Genomic DNA, 23981 nt, shown 5'->3' with positions numbered 1-23981 from the left:
GGGAACAGGATGGGGGGACAACCAATGGATACCGAACCAATTTGCGTAGCCGCTACCCAATAGGAACGCCCAGTGAACATGCCTCCATCGACGACGCGGGTACTCTTGATCGCTCCCCCATGCTGGCCGAACCAGATGCTGGCGGCAGTCCTTGCCACGGTGCCGCAGATCCAGCTGGCGGGATGGAGTACCAGCACTGCTCAAGGCGCGGCGGCCACGACGAACCTGCAGCCGCATCTCGTGCTTGTTGACGCTGCGTTAGCCGAATACGAGGACCGCGTGCCGACACTGAGCGCGGGGACGACCGCACGTGTCCTCGTTTTCAAACGGGCGGAAAAACCTCCGCATGAAGTGGACTATACGGCGAGCGTCGGGGCCGCCAGCGTCGAAGCCATCCTGTCGCTGACGCAGTTGATCTATGCATTGCAGGAAATCGATGCGGTCCGCGCGTCACCCACTCCAGCAGCAGCGGAACTTGTCGTGCCGAACCGCGTCGCTACCGAAGGTGCCGCCCCGGTGCCCTTAACCGCGCGCGAGTGCAACGTTGTACGGCTGGTGGCCTCAGGCTTGAGCAACAAGGAAATTGCTCGGACACTCGGCGTCAGTGTTGCGACCGTCAAGACGCACGTGCACAACGTCCTCGTGAAGCTGAAACTTCAACGCCGTGCGCAATTGGCCTTTTGGGCGTCGACATCTCGCTGGCTATTCACGTAAGACACGATTGTCAAATAACCACCGGCGAATCCAACGCCGCAAGCCGATCGAGCGGTTCTCAATCTTTTCTCAATCCATTTTCCGCCTTTTGGTCGATAGGCAGCAGCCGTACGAACGGACGAATATATTCACCAGACGAATATGGTTTCGACAGAATTTTGATTCCGCTTCGTCTACCCTGATTAATCAGAAACCTATCGAAGGAATCACCATGGCAAATGCATTCGCTTCCAACGTGAATTCGACTGAATTCCGTGTTACGAACAATACCGACAAGCTCGGAAATCGATCTATCCTGGTCTTTCTCACACCGGCGAACGATGCTCATCAGTGGCTCTACGCTGCATGGCAGCAGCTGCATCCGGGAAAGGGGGGTACGAGCAAATTTGTCCTGTGCGAGGAAGTCAGCGGCCAAATGGAGGCCACTGACGGAACCTATTCGACCAATGTGGTTGCAATCCCGCCCGGATATGTCTCCGAACTGGTCAATGGGTCTCAGCTGCAACCGACGTTGAGCACGCCCATTTTGGGATCGAGCGCACGGCTACCTCACGTCACTGCCCAGCAATCGGGCGTGCAGAATGCAACGGACCAGCCGGCCGTCGAGATGAATGCGCTCTGGTATATCAACGGAAATTTGACATGCCAATCGATTGCTCCGGTCAGTGCCGGCAATGTATTGTCGGCATTCGAATTGAATACCACGCTGTATTGGGCCGTCGGCAACACAGTCACCGGGCCCAATTACACATACAACCAGGTCACGCCGCAGACGAAATATGTGCTGCCCGCCGCAACGCCCGCTGTGAACGTTACGCTCGACTACAGTAATTCGCAATTTAAGTTTTCCTTTACTCCGGTATAAGCTGGCTGACAAAATCTAACGTCGAACCGATGCGTCTTCTTGTCAGGCGGTCGCCGTCGACGCGGCGACCGCTCGACGTATCGCGTCTGGACGACGTTCGCACAGTTATTCGAATACGTCCACAATTGGTAAGGAGTGCTACTATGCCTGGAAGCAACGAGCATCAAGGGAATTTTTCCCTCAACTTCAAGAGCGAAAACTCGTATAGCGTGTTTGGTCGCGAATGGGCAAAGGCTTGCGTCGCAGGAAGGCGAAGGCGTAATCATCGCCAACCTGCTGAACCGGTGGAACGCCTTCGGCAAACCGGTTTGCGTCAAAAATGCATAGTCGCGTCCATAGCACGGGAACTCGTACCCATCCGGACAAAGCCCGTCCGATGTACCTGCACGGCGATGAAATCCAGCGCCAGACAGATGCGGCAGGCTTTTGTCGCGCGTCACGCCCCAAGCAAACAAGCCGATTGACGCTCTCAATGTCGTGATGACGGAATTTTCTGGGATTCCGGCGTAGAACCCCGTTATGGATTCCGGGGAGTTTGTGACGCGGTCACGGCGATCAGCCGCGGCCAATTGAACTTTACAGGAGCTTCTCGTGAAGGAAAAGTACATCATTCTCCGCGGCCGCGGGTTCGCCGCAGGGCTCGGGGCCACGCCGTTCGAAGTTGCTGCCGAGCCGGCGCCTGCTTTCGAGGTCGATGAGCTCGACTATCGCAAGGCAGCGCAGTTGAGCGCACGAGCAGACATCCAGATGGTCGCGCCCGCCATGCCGATGCGACTGACCCAGCCCGTCGAAATGCTGCCGGTCGCGGCGCCCGCGCAAGGGCCGGGCACCGCATGGGGCGTTCATGCGGTCAAGGCCGACACCTCTCCCTTTGACGGCGAGGGCATCGTCGTTGCGATGCTCGATACCGGCATCGATGCGACTCATCCCGCCTTCAGCGGCGTGACGTTCGTACAGGAGAACTTCACGGACGACCCGAATGGCGGAGACACGGTCGGTCACGGAACACATTGCGCCGGTACGATCTTTGGGCGCGATGTGGACGGGTTCCGCATCGGCGTCGCGCGGGGCGTCGCGAAGGCGCTGATCGGCAAGGTGCTGAGCGACAAGGGCGGCTCGAGCGAGCGCATCGCCGACGCGATGCAGTGGGCGGTCAACAACGGCGCTCATGTCATTTCGATGTCGCTCGGCATTGACTTTCCCGGATACTCGGCGGGACTGCAGGAGCGGGGATTTCCGCCCGAACTCGCGATCTCGCGCGCGCTGGTTGGATATCGGATGAACGTGTTGCTGTTCGAGCGGCTCGCCTCGGCGCTGCGCGCTCGCGCTCAGGCAACCTTGATCGTCGCCGCGGCGGGCAATGAGAGTCGGCGCAAGGTCGATCCCCGATTCGAGATCGCGGTGTCGCCACCTGCCGTGTCGGAAGGGATTGTCTCCGTTGCAGCACTGGGCCAGGACGCGGCTGGATTGTCAGTCGCGGAGTTCTCGAACACCGGTGCACTCATATCAGGACCGGGCGTAAGCGTCATCTCGGCGGCCGTGGGCGGCGGCTTGCGCACGATGAGCGGAACCAGCATGGCCACGCCGCACGTCGCGGGCGTCGCCGCGCTCTGGGCGCAGAAGCTGATCCAGTCCTCGCCGCTGGGTTGGCAGATCTTCAATGCAAGAGTGCTGTCATCGGGTACGTCGAACGGCTTCGCCCCCGGCTTCGACCCGACCGATACCGGCGCAGGTCTCGCGACGGCGCCTCAGTAAGTTTCACGCGGCGACCCGCCAGCGACACAGGCCCGAATCGAACGCCCGCTCATCGCTCAAAGCGAAACCTCGAAATACAACAGTGTCGTCTTCACGTTGTCGGTCGCCGCCGCCGGAGCCGGGTCCTGGTCGGTTCTCAACACGCTGCCGCGTCCCTGAATCGCGGCTTCGAGTGCCTCGACCAGCGACGGAAGCGGGAGCTTGCCCCAGCCTTTCTTGACCGCCATGTCGTGATCGACCGGAATCATGGCGTAGCGCAGATTGGACATCAGCTGCACGCCTTTGCTCCTTGAGCGTCGCATTGGGACTGCCGTGATGCCCGACCTTGTAGAAAATGGACCGGCGCAGCAGATCGGTTCCCGAAACCGTGCCTGCGCCGACGTTCCAGTTGCACCCGGACCATGTCAGCCAGTTGCCGACCTGCGCATCGGCGGCAAACAGCAGCACGTCGCCGCCGTCGAGCTCAATTGCGAGCACGAGGCTCGTGTTGTTCGTCATGTTGTCGAGGGCGATGGCGAGCGCGGTCGCGGCGCCGAGATAGTCGGAGTCGATCCTGCGCCAGTCGCCGCCGCTCCAGTACTGCCGCTGGAAAAACGGCTGCTGGCGGCCTACATCGTCCGAAATTCGCCATGCGTTGCCAAATGGAATCGCCGCGTCATCACCGAATGCGTAAGCCGCGTTCGCGAGCGAATAGGTTTCGGGCGCGGCGCTCGACGGCTGGGTCTTCCTGGGGTCGCTTGAGAAAACGGAAAATAAAGCACGTGTGCGACGTGAGGTCGCGCCAGTTATGGTCTCGGCCCGTAAGGGACAGTGAGACTTGTTGTTCCCTCAGCAATAGCCTACCGGGGCGAGCGTGGCTGGTAACGGCTGGGTTCGAAGCCCTCGGGACAATGAAGTCCTTCGCAAGAGAAGAGCGGGCCGCGAGGCAAGCTCAACTGCTGCCAGCATCAGGCGGCAGGGACGCTAGGCTGGACAGGATGGTCAACGTAAGTGAACCGCCGTAACTTTCGTTAAATTTGACAAGCCCAAGATGCTGGCAGGCTTGGACCAAAAGGTATGTGACGGGTTGCTCGATACGCGCTGCGAGCAACAGGGACAGACAGTCACCGGAAGAAAGGCGGGACCTAAGCTGTTCGTGTAACTGGCGTGGAACACGGTAAGCCCGAATCTTCGCCCCCGTGGCAGGCGAACCGCAAGGAACGCTGACGGGGATGCGGGTAGAGGATGGTCGAAAAAGCGAATGCCACCAGGTAATGGGGTGGATAGGGGTTGAGCCGCAGAATCGTGTGAGCCAGCGACAATCCCCGTTCGGCCATCATCTCGACCAGATCGCGAAAGCTGAGCTTGTAGCGCAGGTACCAGCGAACGCACAGAATGATGATCTCCCGATCAAAATGGCGTCCGTCGAACAACTTCTCCGGACTCTTCAGCTTGCTCATCGCGGCTCGTCGGTTCGTTTTGTTCCGACAACTCTAACCCATTCGCCGGCCCTATTTGCACCAGAGCCGCTTCGAGCTCGTACCCGCAATGAGGTGTGAGTCAGCGGATTTCATCGGGGCCCGCAGCGGCAGTATCAGCTGCGACAAGGCTGATGGCATGGACTCCGCCCCCTTCGGGGCGACACTTACCTCACCAATTCCCGGGAGAACGTCAATGCCTGCACTTACCATTGGACTGGATATCGCGAAAAACGTGTTTCAGATTCATGGCGTCGATCGCCATGGAAAAACGGTAGTACAACGGAAACTTCGCCGAGCTGAGGTGTTGAAGTTCTTCGCAAAACTGGACTCGAGTCTGGTTGGTATCGAGGCCTGTCACGGCTCCCATTTCTGGGCCCGTGAGCTAACGGCGTTGGGACACACGGTCCGTCTGCTGCCGACACAATATGTGAAGCCGTTTCTGGTCGGTGGCAAGAACGACGCGAATGACGCGGCGGCGATTTGCGCGGCAGTGACGCGCTCAGGCATTCACTTCGTTGCGATCAAGAGCGCTGAACAGCAGTCGCTGCAGTCGGTTCATCGCATGCGCCAACGGCTCATCCAGGAGCGGACAGCGAAATCGAATCAGATCCGGAGCATGTTTGCTGAAGAGGGTGTGATCTTCCCGGTCGGGCTTCCGCAATTGAGAAAGGGAGTGGTTGCGCTCGTCAACAATCCCGATTCCCCCATTACCGTTTTGCTCAGACGGCTTGGCTCGATGTACCTTGAGCAACTGCAGGCACTGCAGCAATGGCTCGACGAACTTGCTGCCGAGATAGCGGAGATCTTCAAGAGCAATGAAGCTTGCCAGCGGCTCGCTACCGTTCCAGGAATCGGGCCCGTGATCGCGACCGCGCTCGTCAGCAGTGTCGGTGATCCGTCTCAGTTCAGGAACGGCCGGCAGTTTGCGGCCTGGCTGGTGCTGACGCCGAGGCAAAAATCCAGCGGAGGCAAAACCAGGTTAGGCGGTATTACCAAGCGCGGCGACACTTATCTCTGAACCCTGCTTGTACAGGGCGCCCGCGCGGTCATGCACTTCGTGAACCGTCGCGACGATCGGCACAGTCGCTGGATCAAGGCTGTGATGCAACGCCGCCACGTGAGCATTGCTGCGATCGCCCTGGCGAACAAGACGGCGCGCATTGCATGGGCAATATTGACAGGTAACGGCTGCTTCCGAGTTGCGTAACAGGCAACACATATTGAGTATTGCTTTATTTCTTTCGCAATTGCCGTAGACCAAATTAAAGATGTCACAACTTCGCTAATAAAGATGTCACTTCGCGGATTCATCGCGAAGGCTGACCGAAAAATCGCCGTAAATTCAAACGTTTACGGAAAGCGAATTAAAGTTGTCACCGGCTTGGCGTCGTACAGGTGTCAACAAAGGGGGGCAGCGATCGGCCCTTGAGCGACCGCTGCGTCGATGCCGTTGCCCAAGCGCAGACGCAATCGGCGAGTCAGGGCGATGCGGTCTTGCCTGCGCATCGCAGGCGTGGTCGAGAGGAGCGAAAGACGCCCATAACTGAAGTGTGAACGGCACCAGACGCATCGAAACGGTGCCTCGATCACGCTGGTGTTGACGAGGTAAGGCGTCTCGCCTCGGCAGTGCGGACAGCGCGTTTCGAGCGATTGATGATGCGCCGGGCAGCGATCTTCATCCTCGAGCTGATGCAGCACACTGTGGTAACCGTGCGCTACGCACTGTCGGCAATACCGGAACGTCGCGTGATACCGACCTGAGCGTGCCGCTTCGAGCAACGAGACGCGCAAGATGTGCTCGGGCAGGCGGAGGATGCAGCGCAGGCGCATGAGGTCGATGTCGTCGCGCACCGGCGCCACGCCTTCAGACGCGTCAACCTCGGGGCTCAACAACTGAACGAGCACGTGGCTGGGCAGCGAATTGGCACATGCGAATTTCCACAGGATCGAGAGGAGGGATTCCCCGGGCATCAGCCACTTGAGGTTAATCACGCTGCCGAACGCGAGCGAGAGTTGCCGCTCGTCAAAGGTCAGAATCGGAAAGTGTGGCGGCTTGAGCACTGCGGCATCACGCCGTGACAAGCACGCGTCCGGTGGCATGGCGGGATTGGACGTAGCCGCAATGCTGCACGGCGTAAGCCCACAACGCTGCCGTGGGACAGTAACCGGGTGCATCTTTGAGTTCGCTGTCCTTGAGCACGATTTCGACGGCGCGTGCGAACGATTCCATCGGAACAGAATCGTACTAACAGTTAGTTACGCGTGAGTGAGTGAATTTGAAGGTCAATTTTTGACTAACAATTTTCGCGGCACCTTGCACCCCCGTTCACGATGACTTTTGCTCGGTCTTCCGCCCAAACGGAGCGGTCAACACCTTGCCCTCGACGATGCCTTTGAGTACCCGGATTTCCCCTCTCAGCGCTTCATTGACCGATGCCAGGTCAACAATTTCCTTATTTTGATCGGCGATCACCTTGTAGAGCCGGGTGGTAGTCGCCCGTTGTACCTGCAATGCCTGGTGCTTGTGATCGCGCTGTATCCGTGTCGATTTGTGGACCAGGGCGCGGACCTGTTCGGCGAAGTCTGGGTAGGTGTTATGGATCAGGGCTGGGGTCACTTTGACCTCTCTGGCGACCGCTGCAATCGACACTTTCGTGCCGGCGCGCTGCAGACGGCTCAAGGCCAGTTGCAACTCAGTCAGCGTTCGCTCCCGATCACGCCGGCGAGGCGGTTTGACCGCTTCGAGCGCGCCGGTGGCGCTAACCGTTCGCTTCGCTGCCATTTGGCTCCTCCGCGGGTAGTTCAACGCCCAGATTGCTGAGCACCCGGGCCGCTTCTTCAAGATCGCGCTGGACCCGCTTAACGTCGCCAGGGCCGAACTTCTTGGCCTCTTCGAGCAGTTCCCTTTGGTGCCGGTAGGTCTCCTGCCAGAAGGGCTTGAAATGGCCATCAATGATTCCGTTGCGACAGGTTCCGCAGCGCCCCTTCTCGTAGATGCCGGAGCCGCCGCAGCCCGCATCCTGGGCCAGGCACCACGCATGACCCGTGCTGCGAATGGTGATGCGCTCGGATGTTTCCTCGATTATCGCCTTCCGGTCCGGAAAGTCTTGCGCGCGCAGCGCCATGATTTTCTTGCCAGCGCCCCCGGCCAACAACTCCTCACCTTCCAACCATCCGGTGATAGTCTGGATTTTGTGCTGCCGCGTTTCCTCCAGAATTTCGTCGTAGAGGGCGGCGTCCTGGCGCGGGTTGGCAGCGTAAAGCTGGGTCATGTTGATCGATGAGTGCTTGAACTGCTCCTTGAGGAACAACAGGCCACCCAGCCGATGCCGCGCGAAGGAATAGGCATATAGCCGCCGCATCTGGTGCGGCGCCAGAGCCCAGTCCACTCCGGCGTCCTCAGCAAACTTTCGAAGCGCGTCGCCCCACCCGGTGCTGGACACCGGCACGATGCCCCGAAGGCTGTATCCAAGAAACAGCTTGCTGAGATTGGCGCGGGCGACGGCGATCTGGTGCAGGCGCAGGTGTGTCCTTATCCCTTGATTCGCTTCCCACTCCTGCAACCGTTCGGCCAGCTTCATTCGATGCGGTTCGGACCAGCGTTCGAGCACACGCAGGATATCGTGGCCCATGCTTGGCATCAGAAATTCGACGACACCTTTCTTGGTCTTGTGTTCGACCGACTTGATCCAGTGAAAGGTATAGCCATTCCTGATCTCAGTGCGCCCGGCACCAACTTCGATGCCAGACAGTTCGGAGCTTCGCATACCGGTCAGCACACCGAGAAGGTAGAAGCAGGCATTGCGGATCGCGGTGACCTCCGCATCTCGCCATGCCGGGCGTCTGCCCGCATCCCGCTCGTCCAAAATGTCGTCGGCGTTCTTGAGGATTTTCTCCGCATGAGTGAAGAGGGCTTGTGCCACCGCTATGGGAATCAAGGCCGTCTTGCTGTCCTTTTCGCCGTCCTTCCTTGCCTGCCCGACGCGTCCCGCCATCTCGCCAGCGGACGAATTGGGCCATGGATGGAAACGCAATCCATCGGGATGCTGGTCGCGAAACGCGTAGAGTCTTTCCAGGGCGCAGAATTTACTCGCTAGCGTACCCGTCACATGACCACCATCCTTCTGGGCTTGAACGTAGTTGGTGATGTGGATCGGATGGACGTCAGCGAACGAGGCAACGCCCGTCGATTCCAAATATCGGAAGAACATGGCGAGATGATCCAGGAAATGCTGCAGTCGCGCCACGCCGGGCGGAGTGCTGCCCTCGGTTCCCACCCGCCAGTATCGAAACACGGTCGCCTTGCTCACCTCGCGGAACGGTTCGGGGATGCGTGACCAGTTCAGGCGCGTGTTGCTGTCGGGAGTATTCGGTGTACTCACGAATGGCCACATTTCCCATACCAAATCGCCATAGCGCGAAAGCACACGCTCTTGTCCGCTATCGATGACGGCCGAGATTACGACATTGCGGCGGGTCGTCTCATCGAGCCCGGCGACACTCAGGGGCTGCTCGATCAACAGCCCGTAGGCGTTGGTCAGCGCCCCCACGGCTGCGCGCTGGAGATACGGTCTGAGGACTGTGAACCGGCTGGCTTTAGCCATGTTCGAGGTCCGTCAAATTCGGGTCAATCACATACGATTTCCAGAAGATATGCGGATCGACGCGGGCGCGCTCTTTAGCGGCTTGCACCAACGCCGAATCAAAATTGTCCATTGTGAAGGCGTCGATCAGACGCATCGTGTGATGAAATTGCGCGCACCAGTCACTGCTGCGGGCGTGATCTTTCTCCCGTTCGAGAAACCAGTAGAAACTGAAGAGCCGATGCAGGTCTTCCGGCGCACCGACGATGGCATAGCTGCGACAGGAGAAGCAGGCAAAAAAGTCGTCACAGGGAGTGCCGTCGCGCGGGGCTTTGTCGCCGTAATACGGATCTTTGCACCGACCCACGCGTGTCGTGGTGATCGGTGCAATGGGGATTACCTTACCGTTATCATCGCCGTGCTCGCCGTTGCGGTAGATGTCGGGCAGCGCCTCCCCGACAAAGGTTGCATCCTCGCGCATCGAGCGCGTGCAGGCGAGATAATGATTGTCCGCAACCTGCGGTGTGTGGCCCATCAGCGCAGCAGTGACGATGAGATCGCCGCCACTGAGTTGCCAGAGGCGGTCTTCCATGGTTTTGCGTAGACGCGATGCATTGATCTGCAGGGGCGCGCCGTCGTCCGCCTTGAGTTGATGTCGATTGATCAAGGCCTGGATGCCAAGACAAAGCGCACATCCGCTCAACCTGGTGAGTTCGCGCGATTTGTCGCCAACTCCTGCTCTGATATACAGCCAGACGAAATGTTTGAGGTCGTCGCGCGCAGAATCGGCGAGAGGCTGGGTCATCGCCAATACCTTCCGCACGAGTGCGACGCCGTCCATGGCGACCGGTAGCGGGCGGTCTTCCTCTTTCGAGAAGCGCAGGCTCTTGAGCTGGGTTGCATTCCCGCGCCGCTTGAACGTCTCCAGGAGCATCATGTTAGGCATAAACGGATGCGGCTTTAGGCAATTCCGCTTCATTTCCAGGAGCGGCGTGGTATTGGCGCCGGTGCGCACAGCTAATGCCAGCAGGTACACAACCAGCGCCGCCGAGGCGGAGCCGTCGAACTGTTGCTTGTGAATGGCGATGATGTCGTCGCGCAATGCCGTGGCCAGCCGGGCGCGCTCACTAGTCGAGAGCGGTGTCACTCCCTTTTGTCGCGCATTGCTGTGCGGGAATGGATTGGCGGGGAACAGCTCCGTGCAGCCTGGCACCACGTCGCGATGCTGGAGACCGATGAGCACGGCTTTGGTTCTGGTATAAAAGCTCCTTTGCGAGGTGTAGGCCCAGTCCGTGTGGTCCCTGAGCCATGCGATGAAAGCAGCGATGTGCTTTCGTTCCAACGTCCCCGGCTGACATGGCACCCCGGCCGTGATCAGGAAATTAAAGAAATGGACCAAGCCATGGACCCAGTAGCCACGCACCGTCGCCGGGGTGGCGCCGCCGCCCGCGAGGAATGCCCGCAGCTGCGTGGTGCATGCCCATACCCAAGCGTCGATGCCGCGGCCAAGGTAGGCGGACAGGTCGAGTGTGCGTTGTGACGTGGCATTGCCCCTGACCGGCAGCATGACGGTGGCGCCGCCATTCTCCACGCAAATGGGGGTGATCGATACTCGGAGCGGAGCCGCGACGTGGCTCTTGCGACTTGTTTTCACGGTCCCGCTCCCGCGAACAGTTGGTCAATCTCATCCTCGTGGGCGAGCAAAAGGTGGCCTTCCAGCGAGTTGATCAGATGAAGGTAGATCGCCGTGGTAGTGACATCGGAATGACCCATCCGGTCGCGCACGTACAAGAGCGGCTCGCCTTCGAAGGTCCTGCTCTTGCGCAGGCTCCAAAGCAAAAACGTGGCATAGGTGTGGCGCAACATGTGTGCAGTTACATGGAATCCCACTCGCCTGGAAAGCGCTGCGAAGATGGCGGTCAAGGCTGCTTTGGTGTAAGGCACGCCGTGCTCGGTGAGAAACAGGGCGGGAAATTTCCCTCCATTGCGATGATTCCTCTCGCGCATCTGGCGGTGCCGAACACTGTACGTGTCCAATTCCTCCATCAGTTCATAGGGCATATCGATGCTGCGAGGCTTGTTGTTCTTGATTTCCATGTCGCGCGGGTCAAGGCTCAAACGAATTTTTTGGTTTAAGCGGAGATCTCTCCGGCGGCTGGGGTCGAAGACATACCCAGGCTTCTCCGGCCAAGTCCGACATTCAATCTGGCGCAAGCCCGTACGAAGCATCAGCGAGAACATGAGCCGATGGGTAAGGTTCGGAAGGGCGTCATAGCAAACTTTGACTTGCTCCTTGGTCAGGATTTTGATGGACTGCGCTTGCTGTTTCAGCAGGATGCTTGGCGACTTTACCTTGCCTCTTGTGGCATCGACGTGCGCCAGGAAACCCGGCTGCCGACTGGTCTGGATCGAGACTAACTCAAAGGGCAAGCGATCAATGTGGGCCTTCTTCTCCGCCCATTGATAAAAGCGGACAATGACACGCAGCCGATTGTTGATGGTCGTATTCGCCAGCCCGACCGTGCCCTTCGACCAGTCCCGATATGCTTCAAGTGCACTCGGCATGCCGGCCGAGCCTGGTTGCTGCCAGTCCAGACCGTTGGCAAAAACAAAGGCAAAGAAGTCGTACAGCGCCCGGCCATATGAATCCCACGACTTTGGACTGCTCACTCGGCCATTCGATGCGATCAAGTCCCAGAGAAATGACTGCGCGGGTTCCATCGGGTGGCCGCCCGTGTTGAGCAGCAGCGGAAAGCCCTTCCAGATTCGTCCTGCGACGTCTAATTTCTCGTTTGCCAGGACGTATCTCACAGCACTTGCCTAAGCTTTGTGATGGCCTGCCTGAAGTCTAATGCCAGTAAGTACATTGCAAGATCAATACCGCCGCCGCCACCACGCTGGAGCCGTGTGTCGAACCATTTTGGGCCAGTGGTGAGGAGTTCAAATTCTCGGTTCCCAACGCGTAGGTGCCAGCGGTGCGTGTGACCATCACGTATCGGAATGAAGCTCGCGTCCGCTTTGACGTGATCGGCCAGGAGCGGAAGCAACGCCTCGCAGTCCACCGACCGATATTTTTCCAGCTCAACAGCGTCGACTCGCCCTCGCGCCACTCCCATTTTTCGCCTCCATCTCGCTGAAAACCCAACCCCGCTACTCGTCTGTAAAACAGACTTTGCTACTCAACGTCAAGAGCACGTACCTCTGGAAATCAGCATATATCAAACAAGACTTTTGTCATTAACATCTTTAACTATCCTGATCATCGGGATTTCGAGCCGTCCCGGCAAGCTCGCCTTGTGGTGTGCTGCCTCGAACGCCTGCCACAGCACACCGGCGTCGTCGATCAGGCGGTAGCCGGCGTCAAACGCCTGCGGCACGTAAAAGCGGGTAAAGCTCCACTGGCTGCCCTCTGGGTAGGCTGTTTGATCGTAGCCGTCCAGGCACGTGGCGATATCTTCGGCGTTGCGTATGCCGCAGAAGGCGAATTCCTCGACCATGAGACGCGCGACAATCTGTGTCTTGCCGGCGACCTGCAGCGCCGTCTTCTGAGCAAGCAGATCCTCCTGGCCGACGAGAAAGGTAAATAGTTTGATATGCTGACGATCAAGGGCGTCGTGCACATCACGCAGCCATTCGTATTCGTTCTCGTTGTAGCGTTGCGCCTCGTCACAAAAGAGCAGCACCGTGCTGCTGCCGGCGCGGGCGGCCGCCTCGCGAATGCGCAGCGTCAGGCGCATGCGTTTGGCCGGATTGGTGCCGGCGTTCGGCGTGTGATCGCCAACGGCCTCCAGCAAGTTCACGAAGAATGGACCTTCGGCGTGCCGCGGCTTGTGCTCGCACTGCGCGTGGAAGGTCGTCATCTTCGGGTGATGACGCGCGAGCAGGAGCCGGATGTACTCGATTGCGCGGGTTTTACCAATGCGCGAGGGGCCGTAAATGAGCGCACCCATGATCCGGTAGCGCAGGCAGCGCGTGACGAGCTCGTGGAACGCCTCGATCGCGGGTGTGGCGATGCGGTAATTGCCGGTGACGAGCGGGTGCAGCGACGGGTCGATCGGACGTGGGATTTGCAGTGACATGGGGCCTCCGTTGCAAACGACAGCGTTAGAAAACCTGTCCGGTGCCGATGGTGAGCTTGCGCGGGCGCACGCTCGCTGGCGGAGTCGCTTCGGCGTTCGGCGCGGCGGCCAGCGACGCCACCGGCGCGGCGATCCCGGTCGATGTGACGGGACCTGGCGGCACGCGTACCATGGGTGCCGCAGTGAGCATGCGCATCGCCTGAGCGAGGTCGGAGGCGGCCTTGCGCGTCTTTCTGGCCTCGGCAAGCTTGGCTTGTATGTATGCTTCGATGGGATTGGAGTCGAGCGGACGGGCGCGCTTGTCGCCATGTAGCTTCAGAATTTCCTGACGCAGCTTGAGATTATGCGGCACGACGCGCCACGCCCCTTGCGCCTCGAGTACGCCGAGCTCCGTGCCGTCGGCGAGAAAGGCGCGCACACAGCGCAGATCGTCCGCATTCATGTAGACAAGCAGCTGCTGCCCGATCAGATGCGTGCTGCAGGCGAGCACGGGGTTGGTGTAGCGAACCCGATACAGGTTGATGTGCGGGCGCACCCCCCTGCTCGAGATAAGCCCGCACGCGGCAGCGCCTGGCCGTTTGCATCAGGCACAGCGTTCGGCGGTGCCGCTCAGGAAGCCAGGTGAGCAGCTGCTGTTTGCCGCGCACGAAATACGTCATCGCTTCGAGCGGCGTGACGCTATTCAGGCCTGCATGCGGAGTGCCGTGATAGCTGGCGATCGCATATTCGATCAGTTCCTCCAGCTCGTCGAGCGACACGTAGAGTCGCAGATTGCCCTTGGGATCGGCCAGCGCCCGGCGCAGATCGCGCGGATGCGAACCGGTGTAGCCGGGCAATCGCGAAGACAGGCGGGACGCGACCGTGCCAAAGAAGCGCTCGATATAAGGTCGCTCGTCCGGGCTATAGTGGGGACCGGCGTCAACGCTGCAGCCGACGAATTCGCACAGCGCGGCCAGCGTGTCGCTCGCGAGATTCGCCTTCGCGTTATCGAGCTTCATCCACTCCCACGCCACGTAGGCCAGCTCGGGCAGACGCTGGGAGGGATACCCGTCATGTGTTCCGTATGCGAGACCGGGAATGCTGAAGATGCGCGCGGGGTGGGGTTCAAGCGCTTTCTCGATGGTCTTGATGACGTCGTAGCGGCTGTACTCGCGAGCGAGCACAAGGTGGTAGCCGAGCACCGCGCGCGTGCAGACGTCGATGATGACAAGCAGCCAAACCCGCTCGATTTCGAACTCGTGCTTCAAGCCCAGCGGATCGGACACGACTACCTTGAGCCGGATGTCGAGCTTGTGACCATCGAATTCGACAACCTGATAGGGGCGGCTTGCCGCTGGCGCGCCTGCCTCATCATCAGGGCGATGCAGGCCTTTGAGGTGCGAGGCACCGGCCGCGCGCGCAGCAGTACCGAAGCTGCGTAGCAGCTCCGCCTTTACGCACGCCGAGAGGGAGCGAATCGTCTGGCCTGCCGTATTGAACGGATAGTCCGCGGCAGTTGCGCCCACTTGACGGCATTGCTGCAGGAATTCAGTGTGCAATGCTTGCAGGCCGCGCAGGCGCGTATGCAGAGCGCCGTCTGTATGGCGCTGATCGAGCTTGACGCGGCGCTGCTTGAGCTGCAGCCGGAGCCAGCCGGTGAGGGCAGGGTAACGCTCAAACAGTTGTGAGAGGGCGCCTACGGCGCCACGGCTGCCCCGCTCGCCTTGTACGGTGACGGGGCGCACACGGACGTACTCCGCTACGCGGACATGCGCAATCAGCGCGCGAAACCCATAGATGCGCCCGTCGTGATGCAGTTCGAGCGCCCGCTCGAGCAAGCGATAGAGCTGCCGGCGATTCACACCGGTCGCATGTTCGATGTCCTTGACAGGCTCGCCGCGCGCGTAACGCTCGATTGCCTGCATCCGAAGCCGGATGCGCTTGCGCGTAGGCGCATCGAACTCGGTCCACGCCACGGTCGGCCAGGTCGTCAGGTCAAGTGCCTGCAATTCGGGTTTGCGGCGACTCATGAGCGGACCTCGGCAGCAGCAAAGCGCGTGGACCACGAAAGTGGCTCGGTGCGCAACTCGGGTGCTGTCACGCGGCCTGTATGCAACAGGCCGAACAAGGCCGCGCGCACGACGATGGGGTCACCCGTTGAGAATTCTCGCTCGATGTCGAGCAATGACTGAGACGTTGCGACGAAGCGCTCGATCGAGTTGAATAGCGAAGCCGGCACGAGACCGCGTGTGGCGATCAGACACGGCAGCATGCGCTGCCAGTTGTCGATCCAGATACGCGAGGCCCCCAGCTCTGCGTGCTCGACGTGGCGCACAGTCATCGCGGTGGCATCAACGACCGAACGAGGATTGCCGTCTTCCACGATGACCGGATCGGGTAGGAGCAGCAGTTCTTGACGGTCAGCGTAGCGGACGTGGAAATCGATGAGATATCGCCGGCCATCGAACTGGGCAAAGCCTGGACGCTCGCAAAAGACGCGCACGGTCGGATCGGATTCGAGCACGAACCATTGATCGACCGCGCAGCGTCGGTCGAGCGTCAGCCGGCGTTTGAGTTTCGGGCTGAAGACTTCGAAGCGGTGTGCGCCGCGCGCTCGCGCGAACGCGACCGGCTGCGTCAGGTGTGCAGGAACGTCCATAGGATCAAGACCTTAGGAGCGGGATTCGAAGTCTAGAACGCGAATTGACGAATTTAATGCGGACTTATGCGAATTGACGACTTTATTTCGTTGAGACTGCAAATAAAGTCGTCAATTCGGCGTGCGGAATCCCCACGCTTCCGGGATTTCGAATTGACATCTTTGTTTTGTTCTACGCCAGATCGGCGTCAATCGCCTCATTGAGCAGGCTCATCTGCTCGCTGTTGGTCTGTTCGCTACGCCGGCCGAACTGCATGCGCTTCAGTACAGCAATCTCATGCGCGAGCTGCTCGATACGTGTCTGCCGGTAATGCAGCTCCCGTTCGTTCTCACCAACCTGCGACATTAACCGCGCGGCCAGCGTGCGCAGTTCGTCGTGGCTCAGGGTGTCGAGGTCGGCGGGCAGGTCCATGCAGGCAGTCTGCCAGAACCTCACCCGCGACGGAAGCAAGCTTACGGCTCTGGGGGTATTACACGACCGTGATCGCGTGATCGTGAACCAACGTCTGCCAGGGCAGTCCGGTCACCAACGCACGCAACTGCTCGGGATTGAGCGCGGTCGCGATCGTCTGCTCACCGTTCGTCCAGACGAACCGGCCCTTGTTCAGGCGACGCGCGGCCAGCCAGATTCCGAACCCGTCATAGACGAGCACCTTCATGCGCGTCGAATGCCTGTTGGCGAACAGATAGGCGTGATGTGGCCGCGCTGCGCCGAACACCTTCACCACGCGCGCCAGAATCGTATCTGTGCCGGCGCGCATATCCAGCGGTTCGGTCGCCAGCCAGATCGCGTCGATGCGGATCACCGCAGCCACCCCTGCAACCACACCGCACAATCGCTGGCTGCGGATAACGGCCAACGTACAGTCACCGTTGCCGCACCCCGACGTACCTCGATCATGATCTCTGTCGCGCCAGATGCAGCTCCGGACGCTTCCAGCTGCAACGGCACAAATTCTGCCGATGGCACGCTCATTGACTTGCGGGCGAGCTCGGCCGCATCCAGCTCCTCCTGCGCCGCCACCCAGCTTCGGAGCATGTTGGCATTCAAGCGATAGTGCAGTGCTACCGCCGCGATCGATACGTTGGGCTGCATCGCCGCCCGGATGACTTGCGCCTTGAACTCCTTGCTATGCCGCCGACGTCGTGTCGGTTGCACGACCTCCTGCGTCACCTCGATCTCGTCCATCATGTACATCTGTCCATTAAAAATTTAGATGGACACGATCCTCGCCTTCGAGCCTTACGCAATCAAGATGACTTCACCGGGTGCTTACGTCCATCGGGTTCAGATGCATGGCCTGCTCGACGAGAATCGAGAGGCTGTTCATGCCGTAGCGGAAATCGACAGGATCGCGGTGCAGGTACACTTTCAGGTTTTCGTCGAACCGGAACACGGCATCCTCCCCAGAATCTGGACCAGCGAGGTCAGTTCGTCGATGGTCGCGATGGCTTTGCCCATCTCGAGCTCGACACCGTTGGCCAGTCGCACATGCAGCGCGAGCGCCATGGACGAATGCGGCGGTGTCGGCACCGGCGCAGTCGGTATCGAAACGACCGGCACGAACGCGGGAAGTGCAGCAGTGGTAGCGACGAGCTCACGCGAATCCGGCTGGTCGATGGCCACGCCATCAACCTCATCCGGCGAGGCGGCGTCATCACTGGCGTGCTGTATTGGCAAGATGCCTTGCTCGCGCTCCATCAAGAACTTCGTGATCCACTTGCGCAACAGGTTGGCATTGACTCCGTGCTCCTGCGCCAACCGAGCCACCGATACGCCCGGCTGCAACGCCGCCTCGATCAGTACCCGCTTGCTCTTCTCGTTGTAGCGCCGACGACCGTCGGCACTCTTGCGAACTACTTTTAACTCCGAGTCTTTGTCGGCCATAGGTGTCCACCTTCAATAGTAGGTGGACACCTATGCTCCCCGCTCAGAGTACTGTTGGGTAGACGTCGATAATGGATCGCTTACATACAACATTGCTTGCGTGAGCGCTCATGGAAAGCATCGATCTTGTTAAGAAAGTGACTTGACAATAGCTTTTTGTGCGCGAAAACTGTGCTTCACGGTGCGCCGCGAAGCGCTGATCTGAAGGCTTCGTGCCTTCGACCCACTGGAGCGAGCGAGACAATGGAAAAAGCTGGTGCTGGGGGCCTTTTCGAGCTAATGGACCCTCCCGGAATCATCGTGAACCGTCTTAAGGGCGATCCCGCAGAACAGCGAGCGCACGCAGCGTTGGCATACCGGGCAACGCTTGACCTCGATGCATGTCTAGTAGGGGTGCCTTTCGACGGGGCATCCTCTGTGCGGACCGGCTCGCGGCATGGGCCCGATGCGGTTCGGGCGGCCCTTGGCTATTTTACGACGTATTCGGGCGAATCCCGAAAGCGCTTCGGCGATCGCCTTCGAACCGCCGACATTGGCGACATCAAGACCGTCTTGACAGACATGAAGGGAAGCTTCAGCAATGTCACCACAGTCATGCGGACATTGTTTGAGCGCAACATCGTTCCGGTGACCATTGGAGGCGACCATTCGGTTAGCTGGCCGATTTTAGAGGGATTATGTACTGCAAAAGGTGGTCAACGGGTCGGCATCGTCCATTTTGACGCACACCATGATCTTCGCGAAGCACACTTCGGTTTCGAATCCAGTGGTGTCCCGTTCCGTAAGGCGCTGAACTTTGAAGGCTCGCCAATCAAGGGCTGGAATATGACGCAGATCGGCATCGCCGAGTTTTGCAACAACCCCGAACATCACGATTATGCAATCGAAGAAGGGGTCACGGTCGTCACCAACACAGCGGTGAGGCGCAACGGACTACTCGGATATGTGAAAGAAGCTCTGGATCGAGCATGCGATCAGACGGATGCAGTTTATGTATCGCTAGACATCGATGCGATCGACCAGACTCAGGCTCCAGGAACTGCTTCTCCTAATCCCAACGGGCTCGATGCACGAGATCTCGCAATCGCATTGTATGACCTTGGGCGTTGTCCAAGGGTGGCAGGGTTCGATATCGTCGAAATCTCTCCGCCTTTCGACTTGAATAACACGACAGCGCTCACGGCGGCGATTCTGGTTCTGCATTTCCTCCGTGGCGTTGCGGAACGCCATACCGTTTGACCTTCTAATCTAAAAGTTGACGACCATGAAAAAGCTCTGTGCCGCGCTATTCGCCACGCTCGTGGCGATCAGCTCGACTGCGTTCGGTAAAGATATTCGTGTTGCCATCGACGCCACTTCGCCGCCGTTTGAATCAATTGCTCCGGACGGGAAATTACAGGGATTTGATATTGACCTTATGAATGCGCTCTGCAAGCGCATCGATGAGCCCTGTAACCTTATTGCCGCGGAGTGGAACGGGATGATTCCCGGGTTAATTAGCGGGAAGTACGACGTTCTGATCTCAGCGCTCAACATCACGGAAGAGCGCAAGAAAGCATTCAGTTTTACGACGCCGTATATGTACCCGCGATTTGCATTCGTAGGCAAAAAGGGCGACACCATTCAGATCACTCCCGACGGGCTGAAAGGCAAAGTGATTGGTGTGCAGCTGGGCACTCCTCAGGATGCGTTCGTTACCGCGCATTTTGGAAAGGAAGCGACGATCAAGCGGTACTCTTCCGGCAGCGCGCCATTTTTGGATCTCACAAACGGGCGGGTTGATCTGGTTTTCAACCTCGTGATTCAGATTCAGCAGACCTTTCTAAACAAACCGGAAAATGCCCAACGGTACGGATTCGTCGGACCGGTCTTTGCAAGTGGTCAGGCGCCGGAATTGGGTGAGGGTGTTGCAATCGCAGTTGGGAAGCAGAATACAGAGTTGCTTGCGAAGCTTAACGACGCACTGGCAAAAATGAAGCAGGACGGATCATTCAAGGCAATTAACGACAAGTACTTCACGTACGACGTCTCGGCCTTGCCCAAAAAGTGACCGATATGCTAGCCGCATACTTCCCTTCTCTCGTTCATGGCGCCTCCGTGACGCTAGCGCTTGCCTTTTTGGCTTTGACAATCGGACTTCCAGCGGGGCTGGCTGCGGCTTTTTGTGGACTTTCGGGTAAGCGATTCCTTGTGGGTTTGGCGGACGCGTACACGTTGCTCAATCGGGGCGTACCGGATCTTGTTCTCCTCCTGCTCGTGTACTACAGTCTTCCGGATGCTTTAAATCGACTCCTCGCCACGGTAAACGTCGATCTACGTTTCGACTTCGATCCGTTCATGTCTGCGGTGGTTACACTAGGTGCGATCTCCGGTGCCTACATGAGTCAGACATTTCGCGCAGCCTACTTGGGTGTTCCGAGGGGTCAGTACGAATCTGGACTTTCTATGGGCATGAATGGATTCAACGTTGCCCGTCGAATTCTGCTTCCGCAGATGTTCCGGATCGCACTGCCGGGGCTTACCAATAACTGGCTGGTCTTGCTCAAGGGAACTGCGTTGGCATCCCTCATTGGATTGCGTGACCTCATGTTCAGCGCTCGTGGCGCATCAGAATCTACAAGTCTTCCTTTCACATTCTATGCAGCTGCCGGCATTCTCTATCTGGCAGGAACTTGGACGTCAGTGTTCGCGCTGAGATTGTTACACCAACATCTCTCAAAGGGGATGCGATGAACGGCTGGCACGTGATCATAGCGAATAGTGATCTGTTTGTTCGGGGATTTTTCACTACGGTACTGCTATTGGCGTGTTCAGCGTTTTTTAGCATTCTTTTATCGATTCCATTTGCATTCGCTTTGAACAGCAACCACGCGGTTTTTCGCATCCCCGCAAAAGCCTACACGATGACGATCCGTGGTTTTCCTGCGCTTATACAACTTTTCATGGTGTATTACGGCTTGTCACAGTTTGACATGATCAGGGACAGCTGGATGTGGCGCTTCTTCTCAAGCGCATTGTTCTGCACGTTATTCGTTTTCACACTCAACACAGTAGCCTATACAGGCGAGATTCTCGGAGGCGCACTTCGCGAAATTCCACGAGGGGAACTCGAAGCCGGAGTCAGTATAGGCATGTCACCTTTGCGCCTCGCACTGTCCGTCCAGATACCGCTCATGCTCCGGAAAGCACTACCGCAGTACAACAATGAAATTGTGCTGTTACTTCATGCGACTGCACTTGCGAGCGCCGTGACTCTCCTAGATCTGACTGGGGCCGCACAGAGGATCAGCATGGAGCACTACATCATGCTTGAACCTTATCTTTGCGCAGCTGCAATCTACTTCGTGCTGACGGCGATCCTGATGAGAGGATTCAAGTTCGCCGAACGCCGCTGGCTCGCATATCTGATCAAATAACCTCAAGGGAGACGAAGAGTCATGAATCAATCGCTGCTGAGCAATATTCATGCGGGCCTTGCAAAGAACGAAATCAGAGATGGCACCAACGTTCGCTCGGTGAACGCCGACGGTCTAGCGGTCGATGTATCGACGAGGGAAGCCTGGCCCGAGCAAGCTTCTAAGCCTGCGGAGTCGTTGTCCCTTCGCGCGGAGTCAGGTACCAATGCAGAGGAACGTTTTGCAGTGGAAGGAAGGTCGACCTCCCACTTTGACAATCGAACTGGGGTAAATGGCAATGACGTCGCCCCCCAATTGCAGGTTACGAATCTGCACAAACGTTTCGGTACCAACGAAGTCCTGAAGGGTGTGGACCTGCGCGCGGAAAAGGGGGACGTCATTGCCGTGATTGGATCGAGTGGATCCGGGAAGAGCACGTTTCTTCGCTGCATCAATCTTCTTGAGGGACCGAACCAGGGCACCATCGTTGTCGGCGGTGAGGAGCTACGTCTCCGTGCTGGGAAGCAGGGGGAACTGGAGGCAAGAGACAGGAAGCAGCTGCAACACGTGCGCGCGAAGCTTTGTATGGTGTTTCAGGGGTTTAATCTTTGGCCTCATATGACCGTGCTTCAGAACGTAGTCGAGGGGCCGCGACGCGTGTTGAAGGTCCCACGGAGTCAAGCGGAAACAAGAGCGCGCCACTATCTGAGCAAGGTAGGGATGCTAGAAAAGATCGATGCATACCCTTCTCGTCTCTCTGGTGGTCAGCAACAACGAGTTGCGATCGCGAGGGCGCTTGCTATGGAGCCGGAAGTCCTTTTGTTTGACGAACCCACCTCGGCATTGGACCCGGAACTGGTCGGAGAGGTACTACGCGTGATGCGCGAACTCGCGAATGAAAAGCGAACGATGGTCGTGGTGACTCACGAAATGGGATTCGCTCGAGAAGTAGCGAATCGCGTGGTGTTTTTCCACAAAGGAAGGATCGAGGAAGAGGGTTGTCCGAAGGAAGTGTTTGCATCGCCAAAGAGCGATAGGCTCAAACAGTTCCTTTCTGGATCTCTCAAGTAGTCAGTAACGGGGGGGGCCTATGTAATTCGTCAAGCGTTAGTACTACTGTGTCACAAAATCAGTTGCGCGCTCTATTGTTGTACAGGAAGAGTGCCATCGTTGCATGAGCCTTTGTCCAAGCAGGATGCGCAACGTAGTAATGGAATCAGGAATGTGGCGTTGAGCGCGCTGGACTGCCCCGGGGGATGTAATCCGGGGGAAGGGCAGGCAGCGCGCGTTCAAGGAAGTTTTTTTTACCACGTCCATCTGATTGCATTCCGAGTCGCTGAGCCATCACAAACCCGTACGCAGCGATACTCAGTGTGGCGTGATGGTGAAAGCCACGCCAGCCTCGCCCTTCATAATGACCGAGCCCGAACTCCTGCCTTCAGGTCCTGATAGTCGCGCTCGATGCGCCAGCGCATTTTGGTCACGAACACAAGCTGCTCGAGGGTCGCCTCCTCGGGGGCGGTAGTGAGAAAATATTTGAGCGGCTCCGTATCGCCATCAGGCCATTCAATAAGCAGCCATTCTTCGTCGCGAACGGTACTTCGCCAATAGTCGTGATGTGCGGGACGAACCCGCACGGCGGCAAAGCGTGAGGAAAGGGCTGCGTTGCTGCCTTCCCGCCAGGTTACGGTTTGCCAGGCGTTCATGGGTAATTGCATGGCCAGTTCCTTCACCACGAGCGGTTTATGGCCAGGCGCACGGCGCAACAATTTCGGTGGCTGACCGCGCCCACTCCAGGGTTTGGGCGGCAGCGGCGCCGTACCGGGCGCCCACACAGAGGTGCCCGGCCGGATCCCTACCGCATACAACAAACCCAGTTCAGTTATGCTTTCCCGGAAAGCGGTTTCGTCGCCGTACCCGGCATCGGCAAGCACAATGCCCGGTGCAATGCCGGATGCTATAGCCTCGCGAAGTTGGCCCAGCGCAATCTGTGGCTTGGTCTCGAAGTTGAGGTCATCAGGAATGCCGGCGCGACGCGCTCGTTCCCGGTCGTCAATCCATTCCTTGGGGACATACAGCTGCCAGGCAATCGGCAAGCTGCCGCGTTGTGTCGCGATCGACAGGCTCACGGCGATCTGGCAGTTATCCTGTTTGCCCAGTTGCCCACAGTATTGCCGCGCTACGCCGACCGAATGCTTGCCTTTCTTCGGGAAGCCCGTGTCGTCAATAATCCAGTAATAGCCAGCCTCGTCGGCAGCGTGCAGGCAGAACGCGGGCATCACCCATTCGCGTACCCGCTGCAGAACCGCCCGGTCAGACCATTCTGCCTTGGCCACAAAATGGTGGAGTGACTGGTGTTTCGCACTCGCGTGAAGGGGATCAATATGCGCAGCCATCGGCTCGACGCTCTTGCGTGACAACGGCATTACCAAGCCCGAACAGTAGCCCTTGAGGCCGGCATGGCGATCGGCGTGCCCCAACGCCTGCGCCAGATGATTCAGATACGCGTCAAATTCGTCGACGTCTTCTCTCATCACGGTCGCCCGAAGTCTGTATTATTCAATACTACCAGGTATCGCTTTGATGCAAACATTTTTTTATGAC

23 protein-coding genes and 5 pseudogenes are annotated in these 23981 nt (G+C 58.5%); 10 read left to right on the top strand and 18 right to left on the bottom strand.

Annotated elements, in window-relative coordinates:
- The first annotated feature begins 78 nt into the window (after window positions 1-78).
- From M3I54_RS36540 to M3I54_RS36530, 3 genes are all read left to right on the top strand, one after another.
- A complete protein-coding gene (locus M3I54_RS36540; RefSeq protein ID WP_133191001.1) occupies window positions 79-714 on the top strand; it encodes a response regulator transcription factor in 636 nt (211 codons plus the stop codon).
- 211 nt (window positions 715-925) lie between these two features.
- Window positions 926-1579, top strand: coding sequence for a hypothetical protein (locus M3I54_RS36535; protein ID WP_133190997.1), 654 nt, complete (start codon window positions 926-928; stop codon window positions 1577-1579).
- A 591-nt stretch (window positions 1580-2170) separates the two neighbouring features.
- On the top strand, window positions 2171-3334 hold the full coding sequence (locus M3I54_RS36530; RefSeq protein WP_254344575.1) for a S8 family serine peptidase: 1164 nt from the start codon (window positions 2171-2173) through the stop codon (window positions 3332-3334).
- A gap of 56 nt (window positions 3335-3390) precedes the next feature.
- Here the strand turns inward: M3I54_RS36530 and M3I54_RS36525 are convergent, their stop codons facing one another.
- The gene (locus M3I54_RS36525; protein ID WP_254344572.1) at window positions 3391-3612 is read right to left on the bottom strand and encodes a hypothetical protein; all 222 of its coding nucleotides are present in this window, start codon (window positions 3610-3612) and stop codon (window positions 3391-3393) included.
- Between the two features lie 37 nt (window positions 3613-3649).
- Here M3I54_RS36525 and M3I54_RS36520 point away from each other — a divergent pair, with 37 nt between their 5' ends.
- Window positions 3650-4075 carry a hypothetical protein gene (locus M3I54_RS36520; protein WP_254344570.1) on the top strand — a complete coding sequence of 142 codons (426 nt, stop codon included), beginning with the start codon at window positions 3650-3652 and terminating at the stop codon, window positions 4073-4075.
- Window positions 4076-4611: 536 nt separating this feature from the next.
- Here the strand turns inward: M3I54_RS36520 and M3I54_RS36515 are convergent.
- Window positions 4612-4773: pseudogene (locus M3I54_RS36515) on the bottom strand (IS6 family transposase); the annotation flags it as partial.
- A 214-nt stretch (window positions 4774-4987) separates the two neighbouring features.
- Here M3I54_RS36515 and M3I54_RS36510 point away from each other — a divergent pair.
- A pseudogene (locus tag M3I54_RS36510) lies at window positions 4988-6001 on the top strand (IS110 family transposase).
- A 191-nt stretch (window positions 6002-6192) separates the two neighbouring features.
- Here M3I54_RS36510 and M3I54_RS36505 read toward each other — a convergent pair.
- From M3I54_RS36505 to M3I54_RS36435, 15 genes and pseudogenes are all read right to left on the bottom strand, one after another.
- On the bottom strand, window positions 6193-6876 hold the full coding sequence (locus M3I54_RS36505) for a hypothetical protein (protein ID WP_254344567.1): 684 nt from the start codon (window positions 6874-6876) through the stop codon (window positions 6193-6195).
- Entirely contained in the window at window positions 6863-7024 is a 162-nt protein-coding gene (locus M3I54_RS36500; RefSeq protein ID WP_254344565.1) for a hypothetical protein, read from the bottom strand. Before M3I54_RS36500 ends, M3I54_RS36505 begins: the two co-directional genes overlap by 14 nt.
- A 96-nt stretch (window positions 7025-7120) precedes the next feature.
- Window positions 7121-7576 (bottom strand): TetR family transcriptional regulator, encoded by a 456-nt coding sequence (locus M3I54_RS36495; RefSeq protein ID WP_254344563.1) that lies wholly within the window; start codon window positions 7574-7576, stop codon window positions 7121-7123.
- Entirely contained in the window at window positions 7554-9398 is a 1845-nt protein-coding gene (locus M3I54_RS36490; RefSeq protein WP_254344561.1) for a site-specific integrase, read from the bottom strand. Before M3I54_RS36490 ends, M3I54_RS36495 begins: the two co-directional genes overlap by 23 nt.
- Entirely contained in the window at window positions 9391-11031 is a 1641-nt protein-coding gene (locus tag M3I54_RS36485; protein ID WP_254344558.1) for a hypothetical protein, read from the bottom strand. Before M3I54_RS36485 ends, M3I54_RS36490 begins: the two co-directional genes overlap by 8 nt.
- Window positions 11028-12188: a site-specific integrase gene (locus M3I54_RS36480; RefSeq protein WP_254344556.1), complete on the bottom strand. Its 1161-nt coding sequence runs from the start codon at window positions 12186-12188 to the stop codon at window positions 11028-11030. The genes M3I54_RS36485 and M3I54_RS36480 overlap by 4 nt, the downstream gene beginning before the upstream one ends.
- Window positions 12185-12493 carry a hypothetical protein gene (locus M3I54_RS36475; protein WP_254344555.1) on the bottom strand — a complete coding sequence of 103 codons (309 nt, stop codon included), beginning with the start codon at window positions 12491-12493 and terminating at the stop codon, window positions 12185-12187. Before M3I54_RS36475 ends, M3I54_RS36480 begins: the two co-directional genes overlap by 4 nt.
- A 102-nt stretch (window positions 12494-12595) precedes the next feature.
- Window positions 12596-13456 carry an ATP-binding protein gene (locus M3I54_RS36470; protein ID WP_254344554.1) on the bottom strand — a complete coding sequence of 287 codons (861 nt, stop codon included), beginning with the start codon at window positions 13454-13456 and terminating at the stop codon, window positions 12596-12598.
- Window positions 13457-13481: 25 nt separating this feature from the next.
- Window positions 13482-15465, bottom strand: a pseudogene (locus tag M3I54_RS36465) (integrase).
- Complete coding sequence (locus M3I54_RS36460) at window positions 15462-16094, bottom strand: hypothetical protein (protein WP_254344553.1); 633 nt, start codon at window positions 16092-16094, stop codon at window positions 15462-15464. The pseudogene M3I54_RS36465 and the gene M3I54_RS36460 overlap by 4 nt, the downstream one beginning before the upstream one ends.
- 178 nt (window positions 16095-16272) lie before the next feature.
- Window positions 16273-16506: pseudogene (locus tag M3I54_RS36455) on the bottom strand (transposase); the annotation flags it as partial.
- A gap of 58 nt (window positions 16507-16564) precedes the next feature.
- A complete protein-coding gene (gene tnpB, locus M3I54_RS36450; protein ID WP_254344552.1) occupies window positions 16565-16900 on the bottom strand; it encodes an IS66 family insertion sequence element accessory protein TnpB in 336 nt (111 codons plus the stop codon).
- Window positions 16897-17286 (bottom strand): transposase, encoded by a 390-nt coding sequence (locus tag M3I54_RS36445; protein ID WP_254344551.1) that lies wholly within the window; start codon window positions 17284-17286, stop codon window positions 16897-16899. The genes tnpB (M3I54_RS36450) and M3I54_RS36445 overlap by 4 nt, the downstream gene beginning before the upstream one ends.
- Before the next feature lie 70 nt (window positions 17287-17356).
- Window positions 17357-17491, bottom strand: coding sequence for an IS66 family insertion sequence element accessory protein TnpB (gene tnpB, locus M3I54_RS36440; RefSeq protein ID WP_254344550.1), 135 nt, complete (start codon window positions 17489-17491; stop codon window positions 17357-17359).
- Entirely contained in the window at window positions 17467-17982 is a 516-nt protein-coding gene (locus M3I54_RS36435) for a transposase (protein ID WP_254344549.1), read from the bottom strand. The genes tnpB (M3I54_RS36440) and M3I54_RS36435 overlap by 25 nt, the downstream gene beginning before the upstream one ends.
- Before the next feature lie 243 nt (window positions 17983-18225).
- Here M3I54_RS36435 and M3I54_RS36430 point away from each other — a divergent pair, with 243 nt between their 5' ends.
- The 5 genes from M3I54_RS36430 to M3I54_RS36410 all read left to right on the top strand — a co-directional run bounded on the left by M3I54_RS36430 (window position 18226) and on the right by M3I54_RS36410 (window position 22448).
- The gene (locus M3I54_RS36430) at window positions 18226-19221 is read left to right on the top strand and encodes an agmatinase family protein (RefSeq protein WP_254344547.1); all 996 of its coding nucleotides are present in this window, start codon (window positions 18226-18228) and stop codon (window positions 19219-19221) included.
- A 25-nt stretch (window positions 19222-19246) separates the two neighbouring features.
- Window positions 19247-20032 carry a transporter substrate-binding domain-containing protein gene (locus tag M3I54_RS36425; RefSeq protein ID WP_254344545.1) on the top strand — a complete coding sequence of 262 codons (786 nt, stop codon included), beginning with the start codon at window positions 19247-19249 and terminating at the stop codon, window positions 20030-20032.
- 5 nt (window positions 20033-20037) lie between these two features.
- On the top strand, window positions 20038-20715 hold the full coding sequence (locus tag M3I54_RS36420) for an ABC transporter permease (protein ID WP_302057131.1): 678 nt from the start codon (window positions 20038-20040) through the stop codon (window positions 20713-20715).
- On the top strand, window positions 20712-21398 hold the full coding sequence (locus M3I54_RS36415; protein ID WP_254344528.1) for an ABC transporter permease: 687 nt from the start codon (window positions 20712-20714) through the stop codon (window positions 21396-21398). Before M3I54_RS36420 ends, M3I54_RS36415 begins: the two co-directional genes overlap by 4 nt.
- A 294-nt stretch (window positions 21399-21692) precedes the next feature.
- Window positions 21693-22448 (top strand): ABC transporter ATP-binding protein, encoded by a 756-nt coding sequence (locus tag M3I54_RS36410; RefSeq protein ID WP_254344581.1) that lies wholly within the window; start codon window positions 21693-21695, stop codon window positions 22446-22448.
- Window positions 22449-22593: 145 nt separating this feature from the next.
- On the opposite strand, the pseudogene M3I54_RS36405 reads toward M3I54_RS36410, so the two are convergent.
- A pseudogene (locus tag M3I54_RS36405) lies at window positions 22594-23911 on the bottom strand (IS701 family transposase).
- Window positions 23912-23981 lie beyond the last annotated feature (70 nt).

This window comes from Paraburkholderia sp. CNPSo 3274, from assembly GCF_024206475.1.
GTDB lineage: Bacteria > Pseudomonadota > Gammaproteobacteria > Burkholderiales > Burkholderiaceae > Paraburkholderia.
Note: the sequence above shows the minus strand (reverse complement) of the source record. Positions and strands in the feature narration are given on the sequence as shown.

Bases quoted from the DNA above. Each gene is read 5' to 3' on its own strand.
- M3I54_RS36540 (WP_133191001.1), top strand. From the start codon at position 79: ATGCCTCCATCGACGACGCGGGTACTCTTGATCGCTCCCCCATGCTGG.
- M3I54_RS36535 (WP_133190997.1), top strand. From the start codon at position 926: ATGGCAAATGCATTCGCTTCCAACGTGAATTCGACTGAATTCCGTGTT.
- M3I54_RS36520 (WP_254344570.1), top strand. From the start codon at position 3,650: ATGCCCGACCTTGTAGAAAATGGACCGGCGCAGCAGATCGGTTCCCGA.
- M3I54_RS36500 (WP_254344565.1), bottom strand. From the start codon at position 7,024: ATGGAATCGTTCGCACGCGCCGTCGAAATCGTGCTCAAGGACAGCGAA.
- M3I54_RS36495 (WP_254344563.1), bottom strand. From the start codon at position 7,576: ATGGCAGCGAAGCGAACGGTTAGCGCCACCGGCGCGCTCGAAGCGGTC.
- M3I54_RS36490 (WP_254344561.1), bottom strand. From the start codon at position 9,398: ATGGCTAAAGCCAGCCGGTTCACAGTCCTCAGACCGTATCTCCAGCGC.
- M3I54_RS36475 (WP_254344555.1), bottom strand. From the start codon at position 12,493: ATGGGAGTGGCGCGAGGGCGAGTCGACGCTGTTGAGCTGGAAAAATAT.
- M3I54_RS36470 (WP_254344554.1), bottom strand. From the start codon at position 13,456: ATGTCACTGCAAATCCCACGTCCGATCGACCCGTCGCTGCACCCGCTC.
- M3I54_RS36460 (WP_254344553.1), bottom strand. From the start codon at position 16,094: ATGGACGTTCCTGCACACCTGACGCAGCCGGTCGCGTTCGCGCGAGCG.
- M3I54_RS36445 (WP_254344551.1), bottom strand. From the start codon at position 17,286: ATGATGGACGAGATCGAGGTGACGCAGGAGGTCGTGCAACCGACACGA.
- M3I54_RS36435 (WP_254344549.1), bottom strand. From the start codon at position 17,982: ATGGCCGACAAAGACTCGGAGTTAAAAGTAGTTCGCAAGAGTGCCGAC.
- M3I54_RS36430 (WP_254344547.1), top strand. From the start codon at position 18,226: ATGGAAAAAGCTGGTGCTGGGGGCCTTTTCGAGCTAATGGACCCTCCC.
- M3I54_RS36425 (WP_254344545.1), top strand. From the start codon at position 19,247: ATGAAAAAGCTCTGTGCCGCGCTATTCGCCACGCTCGTGGCGATCAGC.
- M3I54_RS36420 (WP_302057131.1), top strand. From the start codon at position 20,038: ATGCTAGCCGCATACTTCCCTTCTCTCGTTCATGGCGCCTCCGTGACG.
- M3I54_RS36415 (WP_254344528.1), top strand. From the start codon at position 20,712: ATGAACGGCTGGCACGTGATCATAGCGAATAGTGATCTGTTTGTTCGG.